This is a genomic window from Winogradskyella sp. MH6 (assembly GCF_022810765.1).
Lineage (GTDB): Bacteria > Bacteroidota > Bacteroidia > Flavobacteriales > Flavobacteriaceae > Winogradskyella.
Map to the genome: position 1 here is coordinate 513,095 of NZ_CP094494.1, position 22,650 is coordinate 535,744.

Below are 22,650 nucleotides of genomic sequence, written 5' to 3' on the forward strand. Positions count from 1 at the left end.
ACGTTTATAAATCCATTTTGGATGTCGTAAAAATCTAAAAACTAAGATTTTAACATTTTGAGTGTTACACCAACCGAACAGAAAATAATCGATTTACTAGGCAAAGGCGACAAACGTGCGTTAGATTTGTTATACGAAAACTATTCTAACAGTCTCTATGGTGTCATTTTAAAAGTCACCATAAACGAAGAAATCGCTCAAGATGCCTTACAAGAAACTTTCATTAAGGTCTGGAAAAATGCTCATAAGTATGATCCTAAAAAGGCAAAATTATTTACATGGCTGTTTAGAATAGCAAGAAACACAGCTATAGATAAACTAAGAAGTTTTAATAACAGATATCAGAAAGAAGTCCAAATCGACACTTCAAACGTATATATCTTACCTTCAAGTAATTTAAACCAAGATGTATTGGACATTAAAGAGCATGTTGGACGACTCGAAGAAAAGTATCAAATTGTGTTAGATGCCTTATTTTTTCAAGGCATGACACAGCAAGAAGCCAGCGATGAGCTAGACATTCCGCTTGGTACTATAAAATCGAGATTAAAAATAGGGTTACGTGAGCTCAAAAAAGTTTACGATCCAGAATAACAGAATTATGGAAACAAAATTACATACCTTTTTAAATTCTAACTTACTAAACAAGTACTTAGTAGGTGAGGCTTCCTATGAAGAAACAAAGGAGGTAGAATTTTTCATTAGTAATTATCCTGAGGCTGCCGAAGCATACGAAAAGCTTCAGAATAATTTAGAGATTATTGCCAAAGCTGGTGCAGTAGATGTTCCTAAACATATATTAGGAAATATTTTAGATGCTTTAGATGAAACTAACGAGACTAAAGTAATTCAGCTGGTACAACACAGTAAGACATCTTGGTATACTATTGCTGCAACTGCTGCTGCTGTTTTATTTGCTGTATCTTCATTTTTCTTATATCAAAAAAATCAGAATCTTTTAGAAGAGAACAATGTAGTAATCGATGAGATTTATGACCTAAGAAGTGACATTGAAAAGAATAATGCTATGTTATCTGAAATGTCCTCTGAATTAAACAAATTGAATGATCCAGATGCAAGAAAATATATTTTTAGTGGTAACGACAGAGCTAAAGACCTTAAGACTGTTGCCTATATAAATCCAGTAGAAAGAACATCGATGATAGACGTTATTAAACTACCTGAATTACCTGAAGACCAGCATTATCAAATATGGGCTGAGCTACAAGACAGAATGGTGAACTTAGGCATACTAGATGAGTCTGACCGTAAGATGAAACAAATTCCGTACATGGAAGATGCTTTAGCACTAAGTATTAAAATTGGTAAGAATGGTGATAACACCAATGAAAATAACACTGAGGTTGCTGAAATCTCTTTAAAAGATTAATTTTTCAAATCACACATAAATAAAAAAAGACGCAATAAATGCGTCTTTTTTTATGCATATTATTTCATCATTCATACCATATTTGACTGATATTTTCAATTGATTTATTCATAAGTAAAGGTTACTTTTCAGAAGTTTCACTCTTTTTATACACCCATTCAATTATAAAACAAAAAAGAATAATACCAATTGAAATCATTACTCCCGTTAGGTTATCACTCACCTGCTGCATTATAAGAATTATCAATGCCAATGCACAAAGTACAAAGCCAAGCAGTGGAATTATTTTATTCGTCTTCATTTTAGCTGCCAACTTATATCCCACATAATTAACAATACCAAAAATGAGTATAAAACCAACACTACCTGCTGTAGAAATACTTTCGAGATTGAGCAAGTTTACTAAAACAAGAGTTGCTATTGCTGTGATCATTAAACCTATTGGCTGACCCCAAAGTTTGGCAATAAAATGGTGTGATAACTCATCATCCTCTGCAATTTCATAATTCACCTTGCTTCCTCCATAGAGCGAGGCGTTAATTGCAGAAAATGTTGAAATAAGTGCTGCAATAGTAATTATGGTAAAGCCTACTTTTCCTAACATAGGTTTAGCTGCCTCTGCCAATACATAATCCTTTGCCTTAGCTATATCTTCAAACGGAAGTGAACCAACGGTAACTAACGCAATTATAATGTATAACAAAATAACAAAGATTACCGAAAAATAATAGGCCTTAGAAATATTCTTCTCGGGATTTTCTATATCTGGTGCTGCGTTTGCAATAAGTTCAAAACCTTCATACGCTACAAAAATTATCATTCCGCCTGCAAATAATTTCAATGGGCTTTCCCAATTGGCAGCAGATAATTGGGCAAGATTGGGATTACCTATTAATCCGTATGCTCCAATTCCTATAAAACCTATTAGTATTATTAATTTTATGATTACTGCATAGGCTTCAATTTTACCAACAACTGCAATACTGTAATAGTTTATTGCCGTAGCCAGTAAAATTATGGCACTAGCATAGATGTGAAAGTCCACTGTTTTATTTTGTGTAATTTCCCAGAGATTGGGTGCATACGAACCAAATGCAGAAGCGTAAAGTGATAACATTACAATATAGCTCACCCACAACAAATTATTAATAGCACCACTAAAAACAGTTTTACCAAACCCTTGATTGATAAATTTCACTGTACCTCCTCTGTCAGGATACTTTTTTGAAAGGTTTACATAACTGTAAGAGGTAATAAGTGCTAAAATACCAGCAAATAAAAAAGAGATTGGAGTTCCGCCTTTTGCCAGCGAAACAGCCAATCCCAATACTGCAAAAATTCCTCCACCTACCATTCCACCTATTCCAATAGAAATAGCATCTTTTAGAGTAATTTTTTTGTTAGTTGACATATTAATATAAGGTTATACTAACTAAGTTAATACTTTATTACACCTTATCAAAAAATGTTTTGTGTATTAAGCCTGCCACTACAGCTCCTGCTATTGGTGCTAACCAAAACAACCATACCTGTGACAAATATGCTCCGTCTGCAAAAATTGCCTGACTCATTGAACGTGCTGGGTTTACCGATGTGTTAGATATAGGAATACTAATTAAGTGAATTAAAGTCAATGCCAAACCAATAGCAATACCAGCAAAACCCTCAGGCGCCTTAACATAAGTACTTCCCAATATTATTAACAAAAAGAACATTGTTAGCACAAACTCTGTAATTAAAACAGACATCATAGAATAACCTTCTGGAGATAACTCTCCATAACCATTTGCAGCAAAACTACCAACAGATTCAAAACCTGGTTTTCCAGAAACAATCAAATACAACACAACTGCCGCTGCAATTGCTCCTACAACTTGAGCTATAATGTAACCCAACAAATCCTTAGACTCAAACTTACCGCCTACCCAAAGACCTATAGATACAGCAGGATTTAAATGTGCTCCAGAAATATGACCTATAGCATAAGCCATCGTTAACACTGTGAGACCAAAGGCTAAGGCCACACCTACAAATCCAATTCCTAAATCTGGAATTCCGGCAGCAAATATTGCGCTACCACAGCCACCAAAGACCAACCAGAATGTTCCAAAAAATTCAGCAAATAATTTTTTCATAATTGATTATTTAATTAGTTAGAAAACAAATATTTAATGTTTATAAGACACACAAAAAACAGATTAAGTCACAGCTATACATTTATAAAAATAAATGTAAAAACCTTATCTTTGCACTAAATTTTTAAGTAAAATGAAATTATTACTCCTCACTTTAGGAATGTTAGCTTTGGCCGTTGCCGGAATTGCAATAAAAATCTGGGCAAAAAAGGATGGTAAATTTGCTGGTACTTGTGCTAGTCAAAACCCAATGTTAAATACAGAAGGAGAAGCTTGTGGTTTTTGCGGAAAAACTCCAGATCAATTCAAAGACTGTAGCGAACCTCAACATTCTTAAGTTTTAATGAGCCTTACCTCTATACTATTTATAGTATTTGTAGTTATAGTTGGTATACAGCTTATCTATTATTCGACATTTCTTTTTTCTTTTGCTATACAGCGTGCAGAAACTAAGCTTAAAAAACACATATCGCTTTCTGTAATTATCTGTGCCAAAAATGAGGCTGAAAACCTAGAAAAAAACCTTCCATTTGTCCTTAAACAGGATTACAAAAATTTTGAAGTTGTTTTAGTCAATGACAGTTCGTCTGACGAGACTCTAGAAGTTATGAAACGTTTCGAAGCCGAAAGTGATAACATCAAAATAGTAGATGTAAAATCTAATGAAGCGTTTTGGGGAAATAAAAAATATGCATTAACGCTTGGCATAAAGGCTTCAAGCAACGATTTTCTTGTTTTTACTGATGCCGATTGCAAACCAAATTCCAATAATTGGCTTGCACAAATAAGTAGTAAATTTTCTAACCAAAAAGCCATTGTTTTAGGTTATGGAGCATACTCCAAAAAGAAATATTCAATCTTAAATGCGATTATACGGTTTGAAACTATTATTACCGCACTGCAATACTTTTCTTATGCTAAATTAGGTTTACCTTACATGGGAGTTGGAAGAAATATGGCATACAGGAAAGAATTGTTTTTCAACAATAATGGTTTTAACGGACACATGGCCATAAAATCTGGAGATGATGACTTATTTATAAACGAAGCAGCCAATGCTAAGAATACAGAAATCTGTGTTACAAAAGAAAGCTTCACAATCTCAGAACCTAAAAAAACATTCAAAGATTGGATATTGCAAAAACGAAGACATGTAAGTACTGCTTCATTTTATAAAACAAAACATAAAATTCTTTTAGGTATGTGTTACATATCTCAACTTTTGTTTTGGGTTTTTGGTGTAACACTTATAATCTTTGGGTATAATATTCAGTGGGTACTAGCACTTATTGTTCTTCGGTTTGTCATTCAACTTTTATGCTTTGGTTTTACTGCTAAAAAACTAGACGATGTTAATCTTATCTTTTTTGCACCTTTTCTAGAATTATTTTTAGTTACCACACAATTAAGTATCTTTATTGCTAATCTTATATCTACACCTAAACATTGGAAATAACAGACGCAATTAACAAAGCCAAACAAAATGACCAGATTGCGTTTAATTTTCTTCTTGATACATTCTGGAACGATGTGTATTCTTTTCAGCTAATGCGCACTCAAAATGAAAATGATGCCGAAGATATCACCATACAGACCTTTTCTAAAGCTTTTGACAAAATAGGCACTTATGATGACAATTATAAGTTTAAAACATGGCTTATAACTATTTCTAAGAACATACATATAGATTTAGTAAGAAAGCAAAAAAAGACTATTCAGAATACTTCAAAAGACAGTGAAGACAACTATTTAGAGATTATTGATGACTCTCCAACACCAGAAGATAAAATCATTACCGAACAGAATCTTGCCAAACTACTCAGAGATATTAAAAAGCTGAAACCGCATTACCAGGAAGTTATTAATCTAAGGTATTTTCAGGAATTGAGCTACAAAGAAATCTCTGAGGAACTTAACGAACCTATTAACAATGTTAAGGTAAAACTATTACGAGCAAAAAAACTATTAGCTGCTATTATTACTAAAACGTAATGCTATCTCACATCAAAAAATTAGGTCCTGGTTTACTATTTGCTGGTGCAGCAATTGGTGTTTCGCACTTGGTACAATCTACACGGGCTGGTGCTGATTTTGGATTAGGTCTTTTATGGGCATTATTACTTGTTCACTTATTCAAATATCCATTTTTTCAATTTGGCCCAAGATATGCTGCAGCAACGGGAGAGAGTTTACTAGCAGGTTATCATAAATTGGGCAAGCCAATTTTAATAGCCTATTTCATTTTAAGCTTAGCTACTATGTTTACAATTCAAGCTGCTGTAACTATAGTTACGGCTGGTTTGGCTAATTCGCTCTTTGGAGATATTTCATTTTTAAATTTTGGTGTTGAAAGTATAAGCAGTGTAGAAATATGGACGATTATCTTACTCTTTATTTGTCTATTTACTCTATTAATTGGAAAGTACAACACCTTAGACAAGCTTATTAAAGTGATTATAGTTACACTTACGATAAGTACTTTGGTTGCTGTCTATTTTGCTTTTACTGAATTTGACAAAACCATAGATTTCAATCAGGTATTACCAAACAATAAAATTGAAATTGCTTTTTTAATTGCCTTTATGGGATGGATGCCAGCACCTTTAGATATTTCTGTATGGCATTCTATTTGGGCATTAGAAAAGAAAAAAGATGAAGAGTCATTTAATCCAAAAAATGCGTTGTTAGATTTTAACGTCGGCTTTTTTGGCGCTATACTTTTAGGTGTTGCTTTTGTCAGTTTAGGCTACTTTGTAATGCACGATTCTGGTAATAGCTTTAGTAATAAAGCTGGTGTATTTTCTAACCAACTTATAGAATTATACACCAAAAGTTTAGGTGATTGGGCTAAAATTCTCATAGGTATTGCTGCCTTTACTACTATGTTTAGTACTACCATTACCACACTGGATGCTTCTCCAAGAGCTATGAACAAAAGTTTAGAAATACTAAATAATAAAAGCTACAGAAAAGGCTACCTCAACTGGATATTAATTTTAACCTTCGGAACCATAATTATCTTTTTATTTCTGGCTTCTGAGATGGGATTGCTCATTAAAGTAGCAACAATTCTATCTTTTGTAACAGCACCTTTCTATGCTATTATAAATTACAAACTGCTTTGTAGTAAACATACTCCAAAAAACTGGAGACCGAGTTTAGGATTACATCTTTTGTCTTGGTTAGGTATTGCTTTCTTATTAGGTTTCAGTATTTGGTACCTAAGCACGTTGTAGATTGAAATTATCTTTAAGTTCATAATTAAACAGAGAACTACAATCCATAACATTTTTGGCGCCATCCAACTCGCATAAAGTCGCAACAACAGTATTTAAACCATTAAATAAAATATCTTGATTTTTATAATAATCTGGCTTATGGCAATAGGTTTTACCCATACGATAACCACAACCTTCTAAAAAGGAAGCTTCAATTTTTAATAATTCTATCGGTGAATAGCCATTAAAACGTCTTCCTAAATTTTGGTGAACTAAGCCGACATAGTTTAATCGATTAGAGCCATGCAAATCCGTCATATGCCTCCAACTGTCATTATTATCAAGAATATTTCCGACAGCGCATTGTTTACAGTCTTCAGGATTTAGAGTATCGTTATGAAAGGCTACATAGAGCTTTTTCAAAGCTTCATTAAATCTTTTAGTTGTAGAACTCATAGCATTTCTTTTTCGCTATAAAAGATACTAATAATTTACTTGTATTCAATAATCAAAAAAACAGCTGTGGTTTTACCAATATTTAGCACTTCATGAATAGTTTTAACATCATTAGAAAAATGGTAACCTTTTGGCACATCTACTTCGCGAGTGCCTGTAGTATCTGTAATTCTGAATTTACCTCCTGATAACGTATAACCAAAGTGTGGTTTATGATAATGTTTCTCGTGACCAACATTTGGCGGAAATGTACATTTTAAAACACGTAGAGATTTGTTCTCTTCAACAACTTTGCAAACTTTCTTTCCCTTCCATCCTGCTTGTAATGGATCCGGTAATTTTTCTACTGACTTACAGCCTAAAAACAGTAAGAATAGAATCAAAATATTTACAACACGTATTGGTTTTACAGTTTTAAAATTCATAATTGAATCTTTTAAAATATGAGTGGCAGAATATACTGAAACATTAAAATTAATAAGATCACAGAGATAAGATTTAATATCACACCTACCCTTGCCATTTGATGCACTTTTACAAAACCACTTGCAAAAACAATAGCGTTTGGTGGTGTTGCCATTGGTAACATAAACGCACAACTACTTGCCATTGTAACAGGTATTAGTAAATACAATATTGGCACTTCTAAACCAATAGCAATACCAGCCACTACTGGTGCTAAAACGGCTGTAAGTGCTACGTTACTCATCAACTCCGTCATAAACAACATTAAAAAAATAAGCAAAGAAGCTGTAAACAAAATACTCACTTCGCTTTTAGAAATCGTTTCTGCAACAATATCTACAATACCACTTGCAGACATGCCTTTGGCTAGAGCCAGTCCTCCACCAAATAGTATTAAAATTCCCCAAGCTAATTTTTGAGTGTCTTTCCATTCTAAAATAAACTCGCCTTTATTAAACTTATGTGGTACTGTAAACAGCGCTAAAGCTCCTAAAATACTAATCATGGTATCTGTTAGTCCAAGTTTTGGAAATATACCGTTAATGACTGTTCTAAAAATCCAAAGGGATACTATTACAGCAAATGTTACTAACACCTGTCTTTCCTTGGGTGAGAGTTTACCTAACTTATTCAACTCGTCTACAATTACTGTTTTTGAAGCACCAAATTCTAATCCCTTATTCGGGAATAATTTTATCAGAACAAAATAAATTATAGTGATTAAAATGACAGAAAAAGGTAAGCCGACAATCAACCAATTCAAAAATGACATCTCCATATTGTATTCATTCTCTAGTAAACCTATTAGAATAGAGTTTGGTGGTGTACCAATTATTGTTGCTATTCCACCAGCATTGGCAGAAAACGCAATACCAAGCATTACACTTAGTGCAAAATTTTGATCTTGCTTTGTAAAACCATCAGCATCATTTATAAGTAAGTTGATTACAGACATAGCTATTGGCAACATTACCACAGCACTAGCCGTATTACTTATCCACATGCTCATAAAAGCTGTAGCTAGCATAAAACCTAATATAACTTTATTGGGAGTTGTACCTGTAAGTCTTATTATGTTTAGAGCTATTCGCCTATGTAGATTTACTTTTTCCAAGGCTAAAGCCAAAACAAATCCACCGAAAAAGAGAAATACAATTGGACTTCCGTAATTGGCACCAACCTCATCTATTGGCATCACTTTAAACAAAGGAAACAGAAACAAGGGCAATAATGCAGTAACCGAAATAGAAACCGCTTCTGTAATCCACCAAATTATCATCCATAATGCAACTGCAATAACAATATCAGCTTTGTCTGAAATTAGGTTAAATTGAAAAACTTGAAGGAAGATAAACAATAAAGGACCTAGTATTAAACCCAAACGTTTTGATAGTGGATACATATTCATGTTAAATAAAGTAGGAATATAATACGAAATCTTTAAAAAATAACGTTTATCAGTTATGAAGAAACTAATACTCCTCTTACTTATTATCGGTTTAATTTTTGTTGCCTTTCAATTTAAACCTGAAGAAAAAGCTTACGACACGGTAAAAGCTGTAATTGAAACTCCAAGTTTAATCAACAAAGATAGCTTAACCATAAAATCTAGAGTCAACATACCTGAAGGCTATAAGCGTGTTGAATATCCCAAAGGTAGTTTTGAAGCATACCTTAGAAATTACAAACTCAAAGCCTTTGGTAGCAAAATTATAAACTATGATAATACAGAATACTTTTGGCAACGAGGACACATTGGCATACTAGAAGTTCCTGTACCAAAAAATGGCTTGCAACAATGTGCAGATGCCCTTATTAGAATACGAAGCGAATATCTTTGGGATAACAACAGAAAGGACGAAATTGGTTTCAACTTTACATCTGGTCATTATTGCTCCTGGAAAAAATATGCGGAAGGCTACAGACCTAAAATTAGTGGCAATAAAGTCTCCTTTCACAAAACAGCAAGTGCTAATCACACAAAAGACAATTTTTATAAGTACTTAAATCTTATTTATACCTATTCTGGCACCTTATCACTTTACAACGAACTAAAATCTGTAAAAGCCAAAGATTTAAAAATTGGAGATATGCTAATAAAAGGTGGTAGTCCTGGGCATATTGTTATACTTTGTGACGAAGTCATTAATGATAAAGGCGAAAAATTGTTTCTTTTGTTTCAAGGCAATACACCTGCGCAAAGTGTACACCTCGTTAAAAACTTAACCGATTCTTCTATCTCTCCATGGTATAAATTAGAAGATGATGCGATTACACCTGTTTCCAATTACACGTTTAGTAGCGCGAAATTTGTTAGATTTAAGTAAGCATCTTTGTATCTTTGCCACATGAGCAAAGCACTTACAAAGCAAGAATTACATAACTTAGCTATGAATCATGTTGGTAAAGATTTAGAATCTCGAGGTTTTGAATTTATTGCCATAAATAGCAAGCTTAAAAGACATCCTCAATTTGTTTGTATTGATAAAAACAGCCAATACTATTTTGTAATTGTAAGAGCGGTAATGTTACCCGAAAACCCTAATAATTATGATGTAGTTTGGATGGAAACTTTCAAAAAACATGCCTTCGAAAAAAACGCTAAAGTTTTATATGCTGGTGTTGGATTAGGAAATCCTGAAGGTGAAAATTTGCCAATCTACCTTAATGAAGAATATCTTATTGAATACAATGGTATTCAGGTTATTGAAATGAATCTTAATTAATTTAAATGAAGAAATTTTATTTTATAGCACTTCTTTTTACAATATTTTCATGCCAAAAAGAATATAAGAATACCAAGGTCTCAGGGCCTGTTTTTGGCACTAGTTACAATATTCAATTTTATTCTGAAGATGGTGAGAATTATCAAAAACAATTTGATAGTCTTTTTAATGTTGTTAATCAATCGCTTTCAACCTACATTCCAGATTCAGATATTTCAAGAATTAACAGAAATGAAGACGTAGATATTGATGAACATTTTAAACGTGTGTTTAAAAAATCTAAAGAGGTGTATCGTTTTACAGAAGGAGCTTTCGATCCTACAATAGGAAATGTAGTTAATGCTTGGAATTTTGGTGCTGATACAAACAAATTTCTAACAGATAGCACTACAATAGATAGCCTTATGAAGTTTGTAGGTTTAAATAAAATAGGTTTAAAAGCTTCTAAAATCATAAAACAAAAAACGTCGTATTTAGAATTTAATGCCATTGCTAAAGGTTATGGCGTAGATGTCATAGGCGAATTTTTAGAATCAAAAAAAATCACAAATTATTTGGTTGAAATTGGTGGTGAGATTAGAGTAAAAGGTATAAATCTTGAAAAACAATCTCCTTGGAAAGTTGGACTAGATGAACCTCGCTTTGATGGAGAACAATCTGTTTTTAAAGCATTAGAGTTAAAAGATGAGGCCATGGCAACTTCTGGTACTTACAGAAAATTTAAGCTAGATGAAAACGGAAACAGATATGCACATATCATCAATACAAAAACAGGTTACCCGACAAAAACAAATGTATTGAGCGTTTCTGTCATAGGACCAGATTGTATGACAGCTGATGCTTATGCAACTGCTTTTCAAGCTATGGGAATGGAAAGGGTAACTAAATTCCTAGAATCGCACTCTGAACTTAAAGCCTATTTTATCTACGAAGATAATCACAAGACCTTAAAAACTTTAAACTTGAATAATTTTCCTGAATAATATGTGACCTAAATATTATAAGCGTGTCTTATAATAGCTATTGATCACTATTTATATAATTTAGCCGCATCTTTGTTCGTTTTTTGGTGCGGCTTTTTTTTTTACCAAACTCTTAATACTATAAGCAACCAACCTACAACAAAAAGCAAACCACCAATAGGTGTGATTGGTCCTAAAAATCGTAATTTCTTTCCTTTAGCATCACTTAAAACCAAACCATAAATACTAAAAGAAAATAGTAAAATTCCGAACGTAAAACACCAATACATTGCAGAGGTTGAAAACTCAAAATTAAATCCTAATACTAGCAAAACAATAGCGTGATACATCTGGTATTTTACACCAGTTTCAAAACTTTTAAGTTGATCTTCGGATAGGATTTTCTTTAAAGCATGAGCGCCAAACGCACCAAAAATTATAGCCAGCATTCCAAATAATGCTCCTGTAATTATAAATATCTGCTGACTCATCATAATTTAATTTTTATAAACAACCGGAATAATCTCACCTTTTGCCAATCGGTATTTATCAATCTCAGAATCTGATAAGGTTGCTGTATAATCTATTTCTTCTACCTTAAAACCAATACGTCTAAGCTTATCAAAATAATCACGACCGTAAACTCTAACATGATCATATTGCCCAAAGATTTTAGTTCGTTCTACTTTATCCGTAATTGAGTCGTCTTCAAAAGTGGTGGCTCTATTTAAATCTTGAGGAATTTGAAAGATGCCAAATCCTCCTGGTTTCATAACACGATATAATTCTTGCATAGCCTTAGTATCATCTGGAATATGTTCTAATACATGATTACAAAAAATAACATCGTAACTATTATCTTCAAACGGAAGGTCACAAATATCAGCCTTTACATCAGCGATTGGAGATAATAAATCTGTAGTGGTGTAGTCTAAATTTTTAAGATTTCTAAACCGTTTTAGAAAGCATTGTTCTGGTGCAAAATGAAGAACTTTGAAGTTGCTTGAAAAAAACTGTGTTTCATTTTTAAGATACAACCAGAATAAACGATGCCTTTCTAACGACAATGTTGAAGGTGACAATACATTTGGTCGTTGCTTACCATAACCATAAGGCAAAAAAGTTCTATAGCTTTTTTCATCTATTGGATCTGTATACTTATTGCCTCTTAAAAAAAAAGCTAAGAGAGGTCTTACAACATAGCTTAACCTAATTAATAAAGGTCTAGGAAAAAGGTTTAGAAAAAATTTAAAAATTGTTTTCATTAGCTATGACACTTCTTCAATAGCCTTATTTTTTATTATTGAATAGTAGATACCATCCCACAAAGCAATTCTATGTTGTAATGCTAATTTAGAAATTTCTAAAACTTCATTCCATTTTTTTGAGTCGTCACCACATAATGCTTCCATCATCTTTAAGGCCAAAGGCCCATGCTCATCACCATCTAGTTCTATGTGCCTGTTGAGATAGTAAGTTAATTTACTAAAAGATGTTTCCTTGCTTTTAGATTGGTTGATAATTTGAAAAAACATATCTGGTATTACGTCTTCTCTTCCAAATGTAAATGCAGCTGCTATTTTATAAATTTCATTAGAATCTATAACAGAAAAAGTAAAGTTTACAAAATCTTTAGTCTGCTTATTTATAGTAACATTATTTAACGCGTCAGCTATATTACTTCCTTGTTTTACATCCTCTAAGAAGAACTGTATATCTTTAATCTCAGCTCCAATTTGGCGCATAGCATCCAAATACATTTCAAAATGACTCATTGGTTCTCCCAACTCATTAACATCGCTTTCTTCATCTAGAACAATTTCATTTATAAAGCGTGAAATATTAGGATTAGCGGCAGGCAACCAAGGCACAGAAGTACAAGTTAAATTATTTTGTAAAGCCTTGAGCAAAGACATAAAATCCCATACTGCAAAGACATGTTGTTGCATAAAGGCTTTTATATCTTCAACCGTATTTAAAACACCATATAGTTTATGGTTGTTTAGTTCTTCTCGCAATAAAGATAGCTCTTGCTCTAATTGATTAATTTTCATGTATACTTTTTATATTGAGAGTGCATTTTGTCTAAACCTGTCTTCTTCATCTGATGTTATACCTAAAGCTTCATGCACATAAGCAAATGTTGATAGAATTTCAGGCTTACCATCTACAATAGCAATATCGTGCTCAAAATGCACACTTGGTTTACCGTCTAGTGTTACAATCGTCCATCCGTCTTTAAGTTGTTTCACTTTATGAGTTCCCATGTTAATCATAGGCTCAATAGCTACAACCATACCCTCTACAAACTTTTTACCACGTCCTCTCCTACCATAGTTTGGCATTTCTGGATCTTCGTGCATTTTTCGTCCCAATCCATGACCAACAAGTTCTCTCACCACACCATAACCTTCGGCTTCGCAATATTGTTGTATAGCAAAGCCAACATCTCCAACGCGATTTCCTACTCTCAGTTGTTCTATACCTACGTATAAAGACTCTTTTGTGGTTTTTATTAATTTTTTGGTGTCTTCTGCAACGTTACCTATCTCAAACGTATAGGCATGATCTCCATAAAAACCATTCATAAGCGCTCCACAATCTACAGAAACAATATCTCCATCCTTCAATGGTGCATCTGTTGGTAAACCATGTACTACAGCCTCATTTACACTACAAAGTAATGTTGAAGGACAATCGTACAACCCTTTAAAACCTGGTAAAGCACCATGATCTCTTATAAATTCTTCGGCAAGTGTATCTAAATGATTTGTTGTTACTCCCTCTTTTATCTCCTTTGCAAGCATTCCTAAAGTTTTAGAAACAATAAGAGCACTTTGACGCATTAACTCAATCTCTTCCTTGGTTTTTACTATTATCATGGTCTTCTAAATTAAGGTGCAAAGATAGGCATTTATAACATTAAATAATTTATGAAAAACATGATAAAAGACAGTTTTTTTCTACCTTAGGAGCAGTAAGTTTGTAATCTAAAATTCAACAAATGTTCAAAAGAGTAAGCGCAGAAGAAGCAGTAAAAGTCATTAAATCTAACGATAGAGTATACATACAGGCAGCAGCAGCAGCACCTCAACAATTAATTAATGCCATGTCTGCAAGACATGAAGAATTACGAAACGTTGAAGTATGCCATTTACATATTGAAGGTGAAGCTCCGTATGCCAATCCTGAATTAAAAGACAGTTTTCATGTTAACTCTTTCTTTATTGGCAAAAATGTAAGACATACATTGCATGCGGGCAATGGTTCTTACACTCCTGTTTTTTTGAGTGAGTTACCAACCTTATTTCAACAAAACATCTTAGATTTAGATGTTGTTCTAATTCATGTTTCTGAACCAGACAAACATGGTTACTTATCGCTAGGTGTATCTGTTGAAGCTACTTTAGCTGCAATTGATAATGCTACAACAGTTATTGCACAGATTAACAAAAACATGCCGCGCACACATGGCGCAGGTATTATACATTATACCGAAATAGATTACTTTGTGGAAGCTGATGACGAGATCCCTACTATGCATGCTTCTGAACCATCAGAAATTGAAAGTAAAATAGGAGATTATGTAGCAGGTTTAATTGAAGATAGAAGCACACTTCAAATGGGAATTGGAAATATCCCTAACGCTGTTTTATCTAGACTTACAAACCATAAAGACTTAGGCTTACATACCGAGATGTTTTCTGATGGTGTTATCGATTTAATATTGAGCGATGTAATTAATGGTAATTATAAAAAAATAAATAGAGGTCGCGCATTAACGACGTTCTTAATGGGCTCCAAACGTTTGTACGAATATGTAGATGACAATCCTTTTGTAGAAATGAGAGCATCTAATTACACCAACAATACATCTTACATAAAGCAAAATCCTAGAATGGTAGCTATAAATTCCGCAATTGAAGTGGATGTTACCGGACAAGTTTGTGCTGATTCTATAGGATCTAAAATGTACTCAGGCGTTGGTGGACAAATGGATTTTATTAGAGGTGCATCTCTAAGTAAGGGCGGAAAAGCTATTATTGCTTTACCTTCTGTTACTAAAAAGGGGATTAGTAGAATTGTACCGTCATTAAAACCTGGTGCTGGTGTTGTTACAACAAGATCGCATGTACATTATGTAGTTACTGAGTATGGTATTGCTAACTTATTTGGAAAGACTATTAAACAACGCGTTAAAGCCTTGGTAGATATTGCTCACCCAGATCATAGAGAGGAGATTGACAAAGCTTATTTTGAATTGATGTAAGTATAACCTTTATTTAAACCAACCAAACAATCCACCTTTGCGTTTAGATTGTTTCATTTTTGGTTCTTCATTGGTTATCATTTGGTAGATTTCTCCCCAACCGAGAATACCTCCAATATTCCTATCGTCTATAAATAAGTCGGCATGGATTTTTCGGCTTCGGCTGTAGTCAAACTTTTCTTCAGGAAAACTAGCATTAACAGCATAAAATTCTATGCCGTTTTCTTTACAGAAATCTACAGCTTCTTGTAGCCTAGTACCATTTCTATATGTCCAAAGTATAAGTCTGTGACCATCTTGCTGAAGGCGCTTTAGGGTTTCAAAAGCAAAGATTCTTGTTTTCCCTACTTTAGGGTAAGCATCTTCAACTATAGTTCCATCAAAATCTACTGCTATTATTAATCTATCCTGAAAATTCATGTAATCAATCAATTAGGGGGCAAAGTTAAAACAATGTACCATTTATACAAGACTATGTTGCGTCATTGCTTCTGGTTGCGCTATGCCCATTAATTTTAATATAGTTGGAGCTATATCACCTAAAATACCATCCTTAATTTCTTTCAGCTCTTTATCAATTAAAATGATTGGCACAGGATTAGTGGTATGTGCTGTATTAGGTGTTCCATCAGGATTTATCATGGTTTCACAATTTCCATGATCTGCTATTAAAATAGTTGTATAATCATTTTCTAGAGCAGTAGTTACAACATCTTTCACGCATTCGTCAACAGCTTCACAGGCTTTAATGGCAGCTTGCATAACACCTGTATGACCTACCATATCTCCGTTGGCAAAATTTAGACATACAAAGTCTGTTTCTCCTTTTTTGAGTTCTGTTACTAATGCATCTCGCAATTCGTAAGCACTCATTTCTGGCTTTAAATCGTAGGTAGCAACTTTTGGAGAATTTCTTAGAATTCTTGTTTCACCTTCAAAAGGTTTTTCCCTTCCTCCAGAGAAGAAAAAGGTAACGTGAGGATATTTTTCCGTCTCAGCTATTCTTATTTGCTTTTTGCCATGCTTTTCTAAAACCTCACCTAAGGTTTCTGATAAATTATCTTTATTAAAAATAACATTTATGCCCTTGAAATTATCATCATAATTTGTCATGGTTACATAATAAAGATTTAATTTATGCATGTTGTATTCATGAAAATCTTCTTGCGAAAGTGCTTGTGTTAACTGACGTCCACGATCTGTTCTAAAATTGAAGAAAATAACAACATCTCCATCTTTTATTGTTGCTACGGGTTTGCCATTTTCATTAACCACAAGTGGTTTTATAAATTCATCTGTAACATCGTCTTCGTAGCTTTCTTGAATATCCTTTAGAACATTAGTTGTTTGTGTTCCTTGGCCATGTACAACAGCATCATAAGCTAGCTTAACACGTTCCCAGCGCTTGTCTCTATCCATGGCATAATAACGCCCTGTAACTGTTGCCAACTTTCCTGTTGATTTGGCTAAATGTTCTTCTAAATCTGAAATAAAACCGTATCCAGATTTTGGGTCTACATCTCTACCATCTGTAAAAGCGTGCACATAAACATTGTCTAAGTTATTCTCTTTGGCTGCATCTAACAATCCAAAAAGATGATTGATATGAGAGTGTACTCCACCATCACTAACCAAACCTAGGAAGTGAACATCTTTCTCGTTAGCTTTTGCATATTCAAAAGCATCTTTAAGCACTTGTTCGTCTTGAAGTGTTTTATTTTCTACAGCAAGGTTAATCTTTACTAAATCCTGATACACAATTCTACCCGCTCCAAGGTTCATATGCCCTACTTCGCTATTTCCCATTTGCCCTTCTGGCAAACCTACGTGCAAACCATCGGTACGTAAACTAGCATTAGCGTATTTTGTATACAACGAATCTATAAACGGAGTCTCTGCATTATCTATAGCAGAAACTTTTGGATCTGGTGATTTTCCCCAACCATCTAATATCATTAAGATTACCTTCTTATTCATGTTTCTCGGTTTATTACTTCAAATATAAGGCATAGTATACGACTATAATTCTGTATTCAAAAAATTTTGAATGTTATTTAATTTTAAAACTATATAATTCTGATTGTTAAACAAATACAAGTTTTTATGAAAGCCTTAACAGATTTGTTTTCAAAACGTTAAATGTATGTTATATAAAATTTTTTAGTGTAACATAATAGAATTTATGTCGTCTCTTTAGTATAATCAAAAAACAAATCAATTAATTTTTAAATCTTTCATCATGAAAAAAACAGTAGTAGTTTTAGCCTTAGCATTGGGCTTTTCAATCACAAATTTAAATGCATCAAACGATCTTTTAACTTCAACCGACAGTGAAGTAACTGTAAGAACTATAGAAGTCAGCCCTCTTTGTAAGGCAGTAGCCACAGGAGATGTTGAGCTTGCCAAAACCTTAATAGAACAAGGTGCTGATGTTAATGCCAAATCTAATGGTATGAGCCCTATTCACTATGCAGCAAAGTACAACCGAGTAGAATTAATTAAAGTATTAATTACAGCTGGAGCTGACGTTCATAAATCTTGCGACTTAGGATATACTGCTTTAAACCACGCAGAACTATCTAAAGCCAAGGAAGCGGCACAGTTTTTGAAACGCTTTAAAAAGAAATAGTCTAATTAAAGACAATTATTTGAGTTAGTTAATTAAAAAATGCGTCTTAATATTTAAGACGCATTTTTGTATTTTTTAATGGCCTCTTGAATTTTTTCAATACGGTTTTCTGGATCTGGGTGTGTGCTTTGAAACTCTGGAACACGATTGGGGCCAGCTGCCGCTTTAAGTATTTCCATAACTCCAATCATTTCTACTGGGTTGTAACCTGCATCAATCATAAATTTTACACCAAGCTCATCACTTTCCAACTCATCTCCCCTTCCATTTTTAAGCAATTGACCTTGTCCCATTTGCTGAGCAACTCCTCCCATATCTATAGCAGAACTTCCCATAATTAATGTTTGCCAATATTTAGAATTAGTAATTCTTTCATTTGAGTGTTTTCCTAAAACATGACCTATTTCATGACCCAAAACTCCGGCTAATTGATCTTCATTTTCTAGTTTAGAAAATAATGCATAAGTAATGAATATTTGACCACCTGGCAAAGCAAAGGCATTAATGGTATTTTCATCTGCAAGCAAATGAAACTCGTACTGGTAAGGAGTTTTCTTTGCAATACTACTATTTACCAATTTATTGCCAACTTGATCTACAATAGCCTGATATTGGTTGTTTGGATACAATCCACCATGTTGTTGCGCCATACCAGGCGCACTCTGCAAACCTATGGCTATTTCTTCTTCAGGTGATAAGGAAATCGCTTGTTTTTTTCCTGTATAGGGATTAATTTCTTCCTGACTACATTTTCTCAAATAAGCAAATGCTGCAATGGCTATGAATATAAAAATCCTAACTTTAAAATTACCTCTTCTCATAATGATGGTCTTAGTATGCTAAATTTACAAAAGTTTGACACATAATTTCCAAAAAAGTCATTGCTGGTGATTTCAAATTTTCAAAAACATTAATTTTACATAGCTAAAAAATTAAGATGAACTACAGTTTTAAAATATTACCAAATTCTGAATTAGAGTCTATAGTACCTTTAGTTTTTGATCTAAACCAAGGTAAAGTTGATAAATCTGTTTTATCATCACGATTTAACGAAATGAAGAATCAAAACTATGAATGCGCTGTTATAACAAATAACAAAGAAATTGTTGGTGTTACAGGCCTGTGGTTTTGCACAAGACATTATTCAGGAAAATCTGTAGAAATTGACCATGTTTATATAAAACCAGACCATAGAAATAAAGGTCTAGGTAAGCAGTTTATGACTTGGATTCATACTTACTGTAAGAAAAAAGGTTTTGAATCTATTGAACTAAACACTTATGTTCAGAATCATCCTTCACATAAATTTTATTATAATGAAGGCTTTAAAATTTTAGGCTATCACTTCCTAAAAAGGATTTAAATTATTTTAAAAAACTCAAATCAGAATTCGTTGGCACTTCATAAGGTTCCTTTCCATATTCAAAAATTCTGGCATCTAAATTACCCTTTAGCGTTAAGCTATCTCCTTTCACCTCTACCCAACTTCCTTCTCTAAGACCAATAACTGGTTGCGTGTTAAATGCATGAAACTCTTTAATACGTGTTTCTCTGGTTTCTCCCATGTGAGTGCTTGTAGGATCTGGATCTAAATAGTGCGGATTAATATTAAATGGCACCAAACCTAAAGTCTTAAAACTTGGAGGATAAACAATAGGCATGTCGTTTGTAGTGTTCATTGTTAATCCACAGATGTTGCTTCCTGCACTTGTGCCCAAATAAGGTGTTCCATTATTTACAACCTCTTTTATTGAAGATAATACATCATTTTTATATAACTGATTGACCAAAACAAACGTATTTCCTCCACCTGTAAAAATACCTTCAGCCTCTTTAATGGCTTTCTTAGGATCATCAAATGTATGGATACCTTTTACTGTCTTACCAATTTTTTTAAAGGGCTCTGCTACCTTAGCGGTATAATCATCGTGCGATATACCTCCTGGTCTTGCATAAGGAATAAATAATATCTCATTTGCAGATTCAAAGTGACCTTTCAACTTTTCTAAAAGATATTCTAAAGGACCACTTCCGTGAACTGTTGATGTACTTGCTATTATAATTGATTTCATATTACAAATTTATGATTTAAAGTTTTAATAAATAAAACAGTACCTCATCACTTTAACAAAGATTTATTAAGCCTTTTTTATGAAAATTGATGAATAAGCACGAACTTTATATATCAATACCACCAACATGAAACACATACTAATTATAATAAGTTGTTTTTTAACTCTTTCAATCTATGGGCAAGATGTTGAAAGGATTTCGGTAAACGGAAGAATTTCGGTTGCATCCGAGGATAAAGAAGGAGTCACTGTCTTTAACACAACAACCAATAAAGGCACAATCACAGATGAAAATGGTGAATTTACCGCTATGGTAACTCTAAATGATGTTTTAGAATTTAGCGCCATTCAGTTTAAAGATTTTAAAGTTACCATAACTGAAGACATTATTAAATCAAAAAAATTGACCGTTATTCTTGTTGAAGAAGTCAATAAACTAGACGAAGTAGTTATTTTACCTTTTGGCTTAACTGGTAACATTAATGTCGACTTAGAAAATGTTAGAACCTACAATGTAAGTTTAGATTATGTATATCTTGGCTTAGACAACATTGAAGATTTTGAATTCTCTGCCGATTATAAAACAAAAGCAGACAATTTAGCATTTAATGAAAACAATCCTCATGTAGGCAACATGCTCAACATTGTTAATCTTGCCGGATTTATTGTAAGTCAAGTAGTAGACATTGAGAAAGACAATAAAACCAATGCAGAAAAAGCTATTAACAAAACACCTTTTAAAGAGGCGTTAGATAAATACAGTGTTAACTACATTCACAATAATTTCGACATTCCATTAGAGCAAGTAGACGCTTTTATAGATTACATCGAAAACGAAGGCATTGATGAAGATTTATTAGCCGAAGATAAGGAAATGCAGTTTTTAGAACGTATAACGCAACTAAGTAAATCTTTCCTTAAAGATAAAAGTGAAAAAGACTAAGCTCTTATTTAGTCTTGTAGCATCATTGTTTGCTTTCTTGTTGCAAGCCCAACGATCAGAAATTAAAGGCAAGCTCATTGCCAGTGATGATGTTGAAGGTATTCATATATTAAACAAAACGGCATCAAAATTTACCATATCTAATGATAAAGGTGAATTTACAATTGTAGCCAAAGCAACAGACACCTTATTTATTTCTAGCTTAGTTTATGAGAATAAAGAAATCATAATTACAGAAGAGCAAGAAAGTTCAAACTCTATCGAAATTAAATTAGAAGAAAAAGTAAGCGAATTAGACAAAGTTGTTGTTGGCAAAATACTAACAGGAAGCTTACAATCTGATTTAGAAAACTCGGATGCTAAAACCGAAATTAATTTCTACGACCTTGGCATACCAGGCAATACTAAACTACCACTTACTCAAAACGAAAAAAAACTACACGATGCAGATGGTGGTTCTTGGGGACACATAGGTCTTGGTTTTGGTGTTAATTTTCATAAACTACTCAATAAAATAAGTGGCAGAACCAAAAAACTGAAAGATATTGTTGAGTTAGATGACAGAGACAAATGTATTAATAGACTCAGAATTGATTACGAATCAATTCTATTTGAAAACGACACACTCGCCAAAAACCTAAGAAACGAGTATTTTTTGTTCTCTCAAGAAGATGAAAACTTTCTCAGCTTATGCAAAGAAGACAATGACATTAAACTACTAGAATTTTTACAGCAAAAATTAAAAGCTTACCGAGAAAACCTCAATAGTTCTAATAATGATTAACTTTGGAATACTTTTTGGTTTTAGAAAAACAATTAGACATTACACATGAAATCGATATACCTTATTTTTATATTATTAGTAGGTTTAACACTAACCTCTAGCAATACCAAACACGATTATTACGTTAGCGTCACCAATATAGAATATGCCAAGGAGCAACAATCTGTTCAGATAATTAGTCAGGTTTTTATAGATGATTTTGAAACATTAATACGTCAACGTTACGACGAAACCATAACACTTGCCGAAGATGACGAACCAAAGATTGTAGATGAATACATGAAACGATATCTAGAAGACAAACTAAAAATTTCAATCAACGGCAAAGCTTATAATTTTAACTTTTTAGGCAAGGAATATAAAGACGACATCACGTATTGCTATCTCGAAATAGAAAACATAAAAGACATAAAATCAATTAGCGTTGTCAATCGCATACTTTTTGATATTCTCCCAGAACAACAAAATATAGTAAGGCTAAAACTATTAAACAAAAACAAGAGTTTTTTACTCATCCCTGAGAATGATGAGTGCATGTTAAACTTTAACTAAAAATTCTGTTAAAACGCCTTAATTTCTCTATTTTCGGAATCATTTTTA

At 33.1% G+C, this 22,650-nt stretch carries 28 protein-coding genes; 15 read left to right on the forward strand and 13 right to left on the reverse strand.

Translation table 11 applies throughout. The features are described 5' to 3' along the window. The first annotated feature begins 57 nt into the window (after nucleotides 1–57). On the forward strand, nucleotides 58–594 hold the full coding sequence (locus MST30_RS02480; RefSeq protein ID WP_243472831.1) for an RNA polymerase sigma factor: 537 nt from the start codon (nucleotides 58–60) through the stop codon (nucleotides 592–594). A gap of 7 nt (nucleotides 595–601) precedes the next feature. Then, complete coding sequence (locus MST30_RS02485) at nucleotides 602–1,390, forward strand: anti-sigma factor domain-containing protein (protein ID WP_243472832.1); 789 nt, start codon at nucleotides 602–604, stop codon at nucleotides 1,388–1,390. Nucleotides 1,391–1,511: 121 nt separating this feature from the next. Here MST30_RS02485 and MST30_RS02490 read toward each other — a convergent pair whose 3' ends face one another. Together MST30_RS02490 and aqpZ are read right to left on the reverse strand one after the other, a co-directional pair. Continuing rightward, nucleotides 1,512–2,801: an APC family permease gene (locus MST30_RS02490; RefSeq protein WP_243472833.1), complete on the reverse strand. Its 1,290-nt coding sequence runs from the start codon at nucleotides 2,799–2,801 to the stop codon at nucleotides 1,512–1,514. Nucleotides 2,802–2,838: 37 nt separating this feature from the next. After that, complete coding sequence (aqpZ, locus tag MST30_RS02495) at nucleotides 2,839–3,525, reverse strand: aquaporin Z (protein WP_243472834.1); 687 nt, start codon at nucleotides 3,523–3,525, stop codon at nucleotides 2,839–2,841. Between the two features lie 133 nt (nucleotides 3,526–3,658). Here aqpZ and MST30_RS02500 point away from each other — a divergent pair, with 133 nt between their 5' ends. From MST30_RS02500 to MST30_RS02515, 4 genes are read left to right on the forward strand one after another with little or no spacing between them, the layout of a single operon-like run. Continuing rightward, entirely contained in the window at nucleotides 3,659–3,862 is a 204-nt protein-coding gene (locus MST30_RS02500) for a membrane or secreted protein (RefSeq protein ID WP_243472835.1), read from the forward strand. A 6-nt stretch (nucleotides 3,863–3,868) separates the two neighbouring features. Beyond that, the gene (locus tag MST30_RS02505; protein WP_243472836.1) at nucleotides 3,869–4,981 is read left to right on the forward strand and encodes a glycosyltransferase; all 1,113 of its coding nucleotides are present in this window, start codon (nucleotides 3,869–3,871) and stop codon (nucleotides 4,979–4,981) included. Continuing rightward, nucleotides 4,972–5,517: an RNA polymerase sigma factor gene (locus MST30_RS02510; RefSeq protein ID WP_243472837.1), complete on the forward strand. Its 546-nt coding sequence runs from the start codon at nucleotides 4,972–4,974 to the stop codon at nucleotides 5,515–5,517. Before MST30_RS02505 ends, MST30_RS02510 begins: the two co-directional genes overlap by 10 nt. Beyond that, on the forward strand, nucleotides 5,517–6,761 hold the full coding sequence (locus MST30_RS02515; protein ID WP_243472838.1) for an Nramp family divalent metal transporter: 1,245 nt from the start codon (nucleotides 5,517–5,519) through the stop codon (nucleotides 6,759–6,761). Before MST30_RS02510 ends, MST30_RS02515 begins: the two co-directional genes overlap by 1 nt. Here the strand turns inward: MST30_RS02515 and MST30_RS02520 are convergent. Genes MST30_RS02520 through MST30_RS02530 form a run of 3 tightly spaced genes read right to left on the reverse strand, consistent with a single transcriptional unit; the run spans nucleotide 6,747 to nucleotide 9,066 of the window. After that, nucleotides 6,747–7,199 (reverse strand): Na(+)-translocating NADH-quinone reductase subunit F, encoded by a 453-nt coding sequence (locus tag MST30_RS02520; RefSeq protein ID WP_243472839.1) that lies wholly within the window; start codon nucleotides 7,197–7,199, stop codon nucleotides 6,747–6,749. The genes MST30_RS02515 and MST30_RS02520 overlap by 15 nt on opposite strands. 35 nt (nucleotides 7,200–7,234) lie before the next feature. Further along, a complete protein-coding gene (locus MST30_RS02525; RefSeq protein WP_243472840.1) occupies nucleotides 7,235–7,624 on the reverse strand; it encodes a cupin domain-containing protein in 390 nt (129 codons plus the stop codon). An 11-nt stretch (nucleotides 7,625–7,635) separates the two neighbouring features. Next, on the reverse strand, nucleotides 7,636–9,066 hold the full coding sequence (locus MST30_RS02530; protein ID WP_441372695.1) for an SLC13 family permease: 1,431 nt from the start codon (nucleotides 9,064–9,066) through the stop codon (nucleotides 7,636–7,638). Between the two features lie 61 nt (nucleotides 9,067–9,127). Here MST30_RS02530 and MST30_RS02535 point away from each other — a divergent pair, with 61 nt between their 5' ends. Genes MST30_RS02535 through MST30_RS02545 form a run of 3 tightly spaced genes read left to right on the forward strand, consistent with a single transcriptional unit; the run spans nucleotide 9,128 to nucleotide 11,373 of the window. Next, on the forward strand, nucleotides 9,128–9,991 hold the full coding sequence (locus MST30_RS02535) for a DUF4846 domain-containing protein (RefSeq protein WP_243472842.1): 864 nt from the start codon (nucleotides 9,128–9,130) through the stop codon (nucleotides 9,989–9,991). Between the two features lie 21 nt (nucleotides 9,992–10,012). Beyond that, complete coding sequence (locus tag MST30_RS02540) at nucleotides 10,013–10,390, forward strand: DUF8840 domain-containing protein (protein ID WP_243472843.1); 378 nt, start codon at nucleotides 10,013–10,015, stop codon at nucleotides 10,388–10,390. 5 nt (nucleotides 10,391–10,395) lie between these two features. Beyond that, nucleotides 10,396–11,373, forward strand: coding sequence for an FAD:protein FMN transferase (locus tag MST30_RS02545; protein ID WP_243472844.1), 978 nt, complete (start codon nucleotides 10,396–10,398; stop codon nucleotides 11,371–11,373). 101 nt (nucleotides 11,374–11,474) lie between these two features. On the opposite strand, the gene MST30_RS02550 is transcribed toward MST30_RS02545, so the two are convergent. The 4 genes from MST30_RS02550 to map are packed head-to-tail and all read right to left on the reverse strand — an operon-like array spanning nucleotide 11,475 to nucleotide 14,234. After that, a complete protein-coding gene (locus tag MST30_RS02550) occupies nucleotides 11,475–11,843 on the reverse strand; it encodes a DUF423 domain-containing protein (protein WP_243472845.1) in 369 nt (122 codons plus the stop codon). 6 nt (nucleotides 11,844–11,849) lie between these two features. Then, a complete protein-coding gene (locus tag MST30_RS02555) occupies nucleotides 11,850–12,617 on the reverse strand; it encodes a class I SAM-dependent methyltransferase (protein WP_243472846.1) in 768 nt (255 codons plus the stop codon). A gap of 3 nt (nucleotides 12,618–12,620) precedes the next feature. Beyond that, complete coding sequence (locus MST30_RS02560; RefSeq protein ID WP_243472847.1) at nucleotides 12,621–13,406, reverse strand: DUF3050 domain-containing protein; 786 nt, start codon at nucleotides 13,404–13,406, stop codon at nucleotides 12,621–12,623. A gap of 9 nt (nucleotides 13,407–13,415) precedes the next feature. After that, nucleotides 13,416–14,234 carry a type I methionyl aminopeptidase gene (gene map, locus MST30_RS02565; protein WP_243472848.1) on the reverse strand — a complete coding sequence of 273 codons (819 nt, stop codon included), beginning with the start codon at nucleotides 14,232–14,234 and terminating at the stop codon, nucleotides 13,416–13,418. Nucleotides 14,235–14,356: 122 nt separating this feature from the next. Between map and MST30_RS02570 the strand changes: the two genes are divergently transcribed. Further along, nucleotides 14,357–15,622 (forward strand): acetyl-CoA hydrolase/transferase family protein, encoded by a 1,266-nt coding sequence (locus tag MST30_RS02570; protein WP_243472849.1) that lies wholly within the window; start codon nucleotides 14,357–14,359, stop codon nucleotides 15,620–15,622. 9 nt (nucleotides 15,623–15,631) lie between these two features. Here the strand turns inward: MST30_RS02570 and MST30_RS02575 are convergent, their stop codons facing one another. Both MST30_RS02575 and gpmI read right to left on the reverse strand, forming a co-directional pair. Next, the gene (locus MST30_RS02575; RefSeq protein WP_243472850.1) at nucleotides 15,632–16,042 is read right to left on the reverse strand and encodes a BT0820 family HAD-type phosphatase; all 411 of its coding nucleotides are present in this window, start codon (nucleotides 16,040–16,042) and stop codon (nucleotides 15,632–15,634) included. Nucleotides 16,043–16,084: 42 nt separating this feature from the next. Continuing rightward, nucleotides 16,085–17,599, reverse strand: a complete 1,515-nt coding sequence (gene gpmI / locus MST30_RS02580) for a 2,3-bisphosphoglycerate-independent phosphoglycerate mutase (RefSeq protein WP_243472851.1) — start codon at nucleotides 17,597–17,599, stop codon at nucleotides 16,085–16,087. 262 nt (nucleotides 17,600–17,861) lie between these two features. On the opposite strand from gpmI, the gene MST30_RS02585 reads away from it, so the two are divergent. Beyond that, the gene (locus MST30_RS02585; protein ID WP_243472852.1) at nucleotides 17,862–18,251 is read left to right on the forward strand and encodes an ankyrin repeat domain-containing protein; all 390 of its coding nucleotides are present in this window, start codon (nucleotides 17,862–17,864) and stop codon (nucleotides 18,249–18,251) included. Nucleotides 18,252–18,304: 53 nt separating this feature from the next. Here MST30_RS02585 and MST30_RS02590 read toward each other — a convergent pair whose 3' ends face one another. Continuing rightward, the gene (locus tag MST30_RS02590; protein ID WP_243472853.1) at nucleotides 18,305–19,072 is read right to left on the reverse strand and encodes a M48 family metalloprotease; all 768 of its coding nucleotides are present in this window, start codon (nucleotides 19,070–19,072) and stop codon (nucleotides 18,305–18,307) included. Nucleotides 19,073–19,188: 116 nt separating this feature from the next. Between MST30_RS02590 and MST30_RS02595 the strand changes: the two genes are divergently transcribed. Continuing rightward, entirely contained in the window at nucleotides 19,189–19,614 is a 426-nt protein-coding gene (locus MST30_RS02595) for a GNAT family N-acetyltransferase (protein ID WP_243472854.1), read from the forward strand. A 1-nt stretch (nucleotide 19,615) separates the two neighbouring features. Here the strand turns inward: MST30_RS02595 and pepE are convergent, their stop codons facing one another. Continuing rightward, nucleotides 19,616–20,323 (reverse strand): dipeptidase PepE, encoded by a 708-nt coding sequence (gene pepE / locus MST30_RS02600; protein ID WP_243472855.1) that lies wholly within the window; start codon nucleotides 20,321–20,323, stop codon nucleotides 19,616–19,618. A 127-nt stretch (nucleotides 20,324–20,450) separates the two neighbouring features. On the opposite strand from pepE, the gene MST30_RS02605 reads away from it, so the two are divergent. From MST30_RS02605 to MST30_RS02615, 3 genes are read left to right on the forward strand one after another with little or no spacing between them, the layout of a single operon-like run. Further along, the gene (locus tag MST30_RS02605; protein ID WP_243472856.1) at nucleotides 20,451–21,266 is read left to right on the forward strand and encodes a carboxypeptidase-like regulatory domain-containing protein; all 816 of its coding nucleotides are present in this window, start codon (nucleotides 20,451–20,453) and stop codon (nucleotides 21,264–21,266) included. Further along, nucleotides 21,253–22,050: a carboxypeptidase-like regulatory domain-containing protein gene (locus MST30_RS02610; RefSeq protein WP_243472857.1), complete on the forward strand. Its 798-nt coding sequence runs from the start codon at nucleotides 21,253–21,255 to the stop codon at nucleotides 22,048–22,050. Before MST30_RS02605 ends, MST30_RS02610 begins: the two co-directional genes overlap by 14 nt. A gap of 45 nt (nucleotides 22,051–22,095) precedes the next feature. Then, nucleotides 22,096–22,602: a DUF6702 family protein gene (locus MST30_RS02615; protein ID WP_243472858.1), complete on the forward strand. Its 507-nt coding sequence runs from the start codon at nucleotides 22,096–22,098 to the stop codon at nucleotides 22,600–22,602. Nucleotides 22,603–22,650 lie beyond the last annotated feature (48 nt).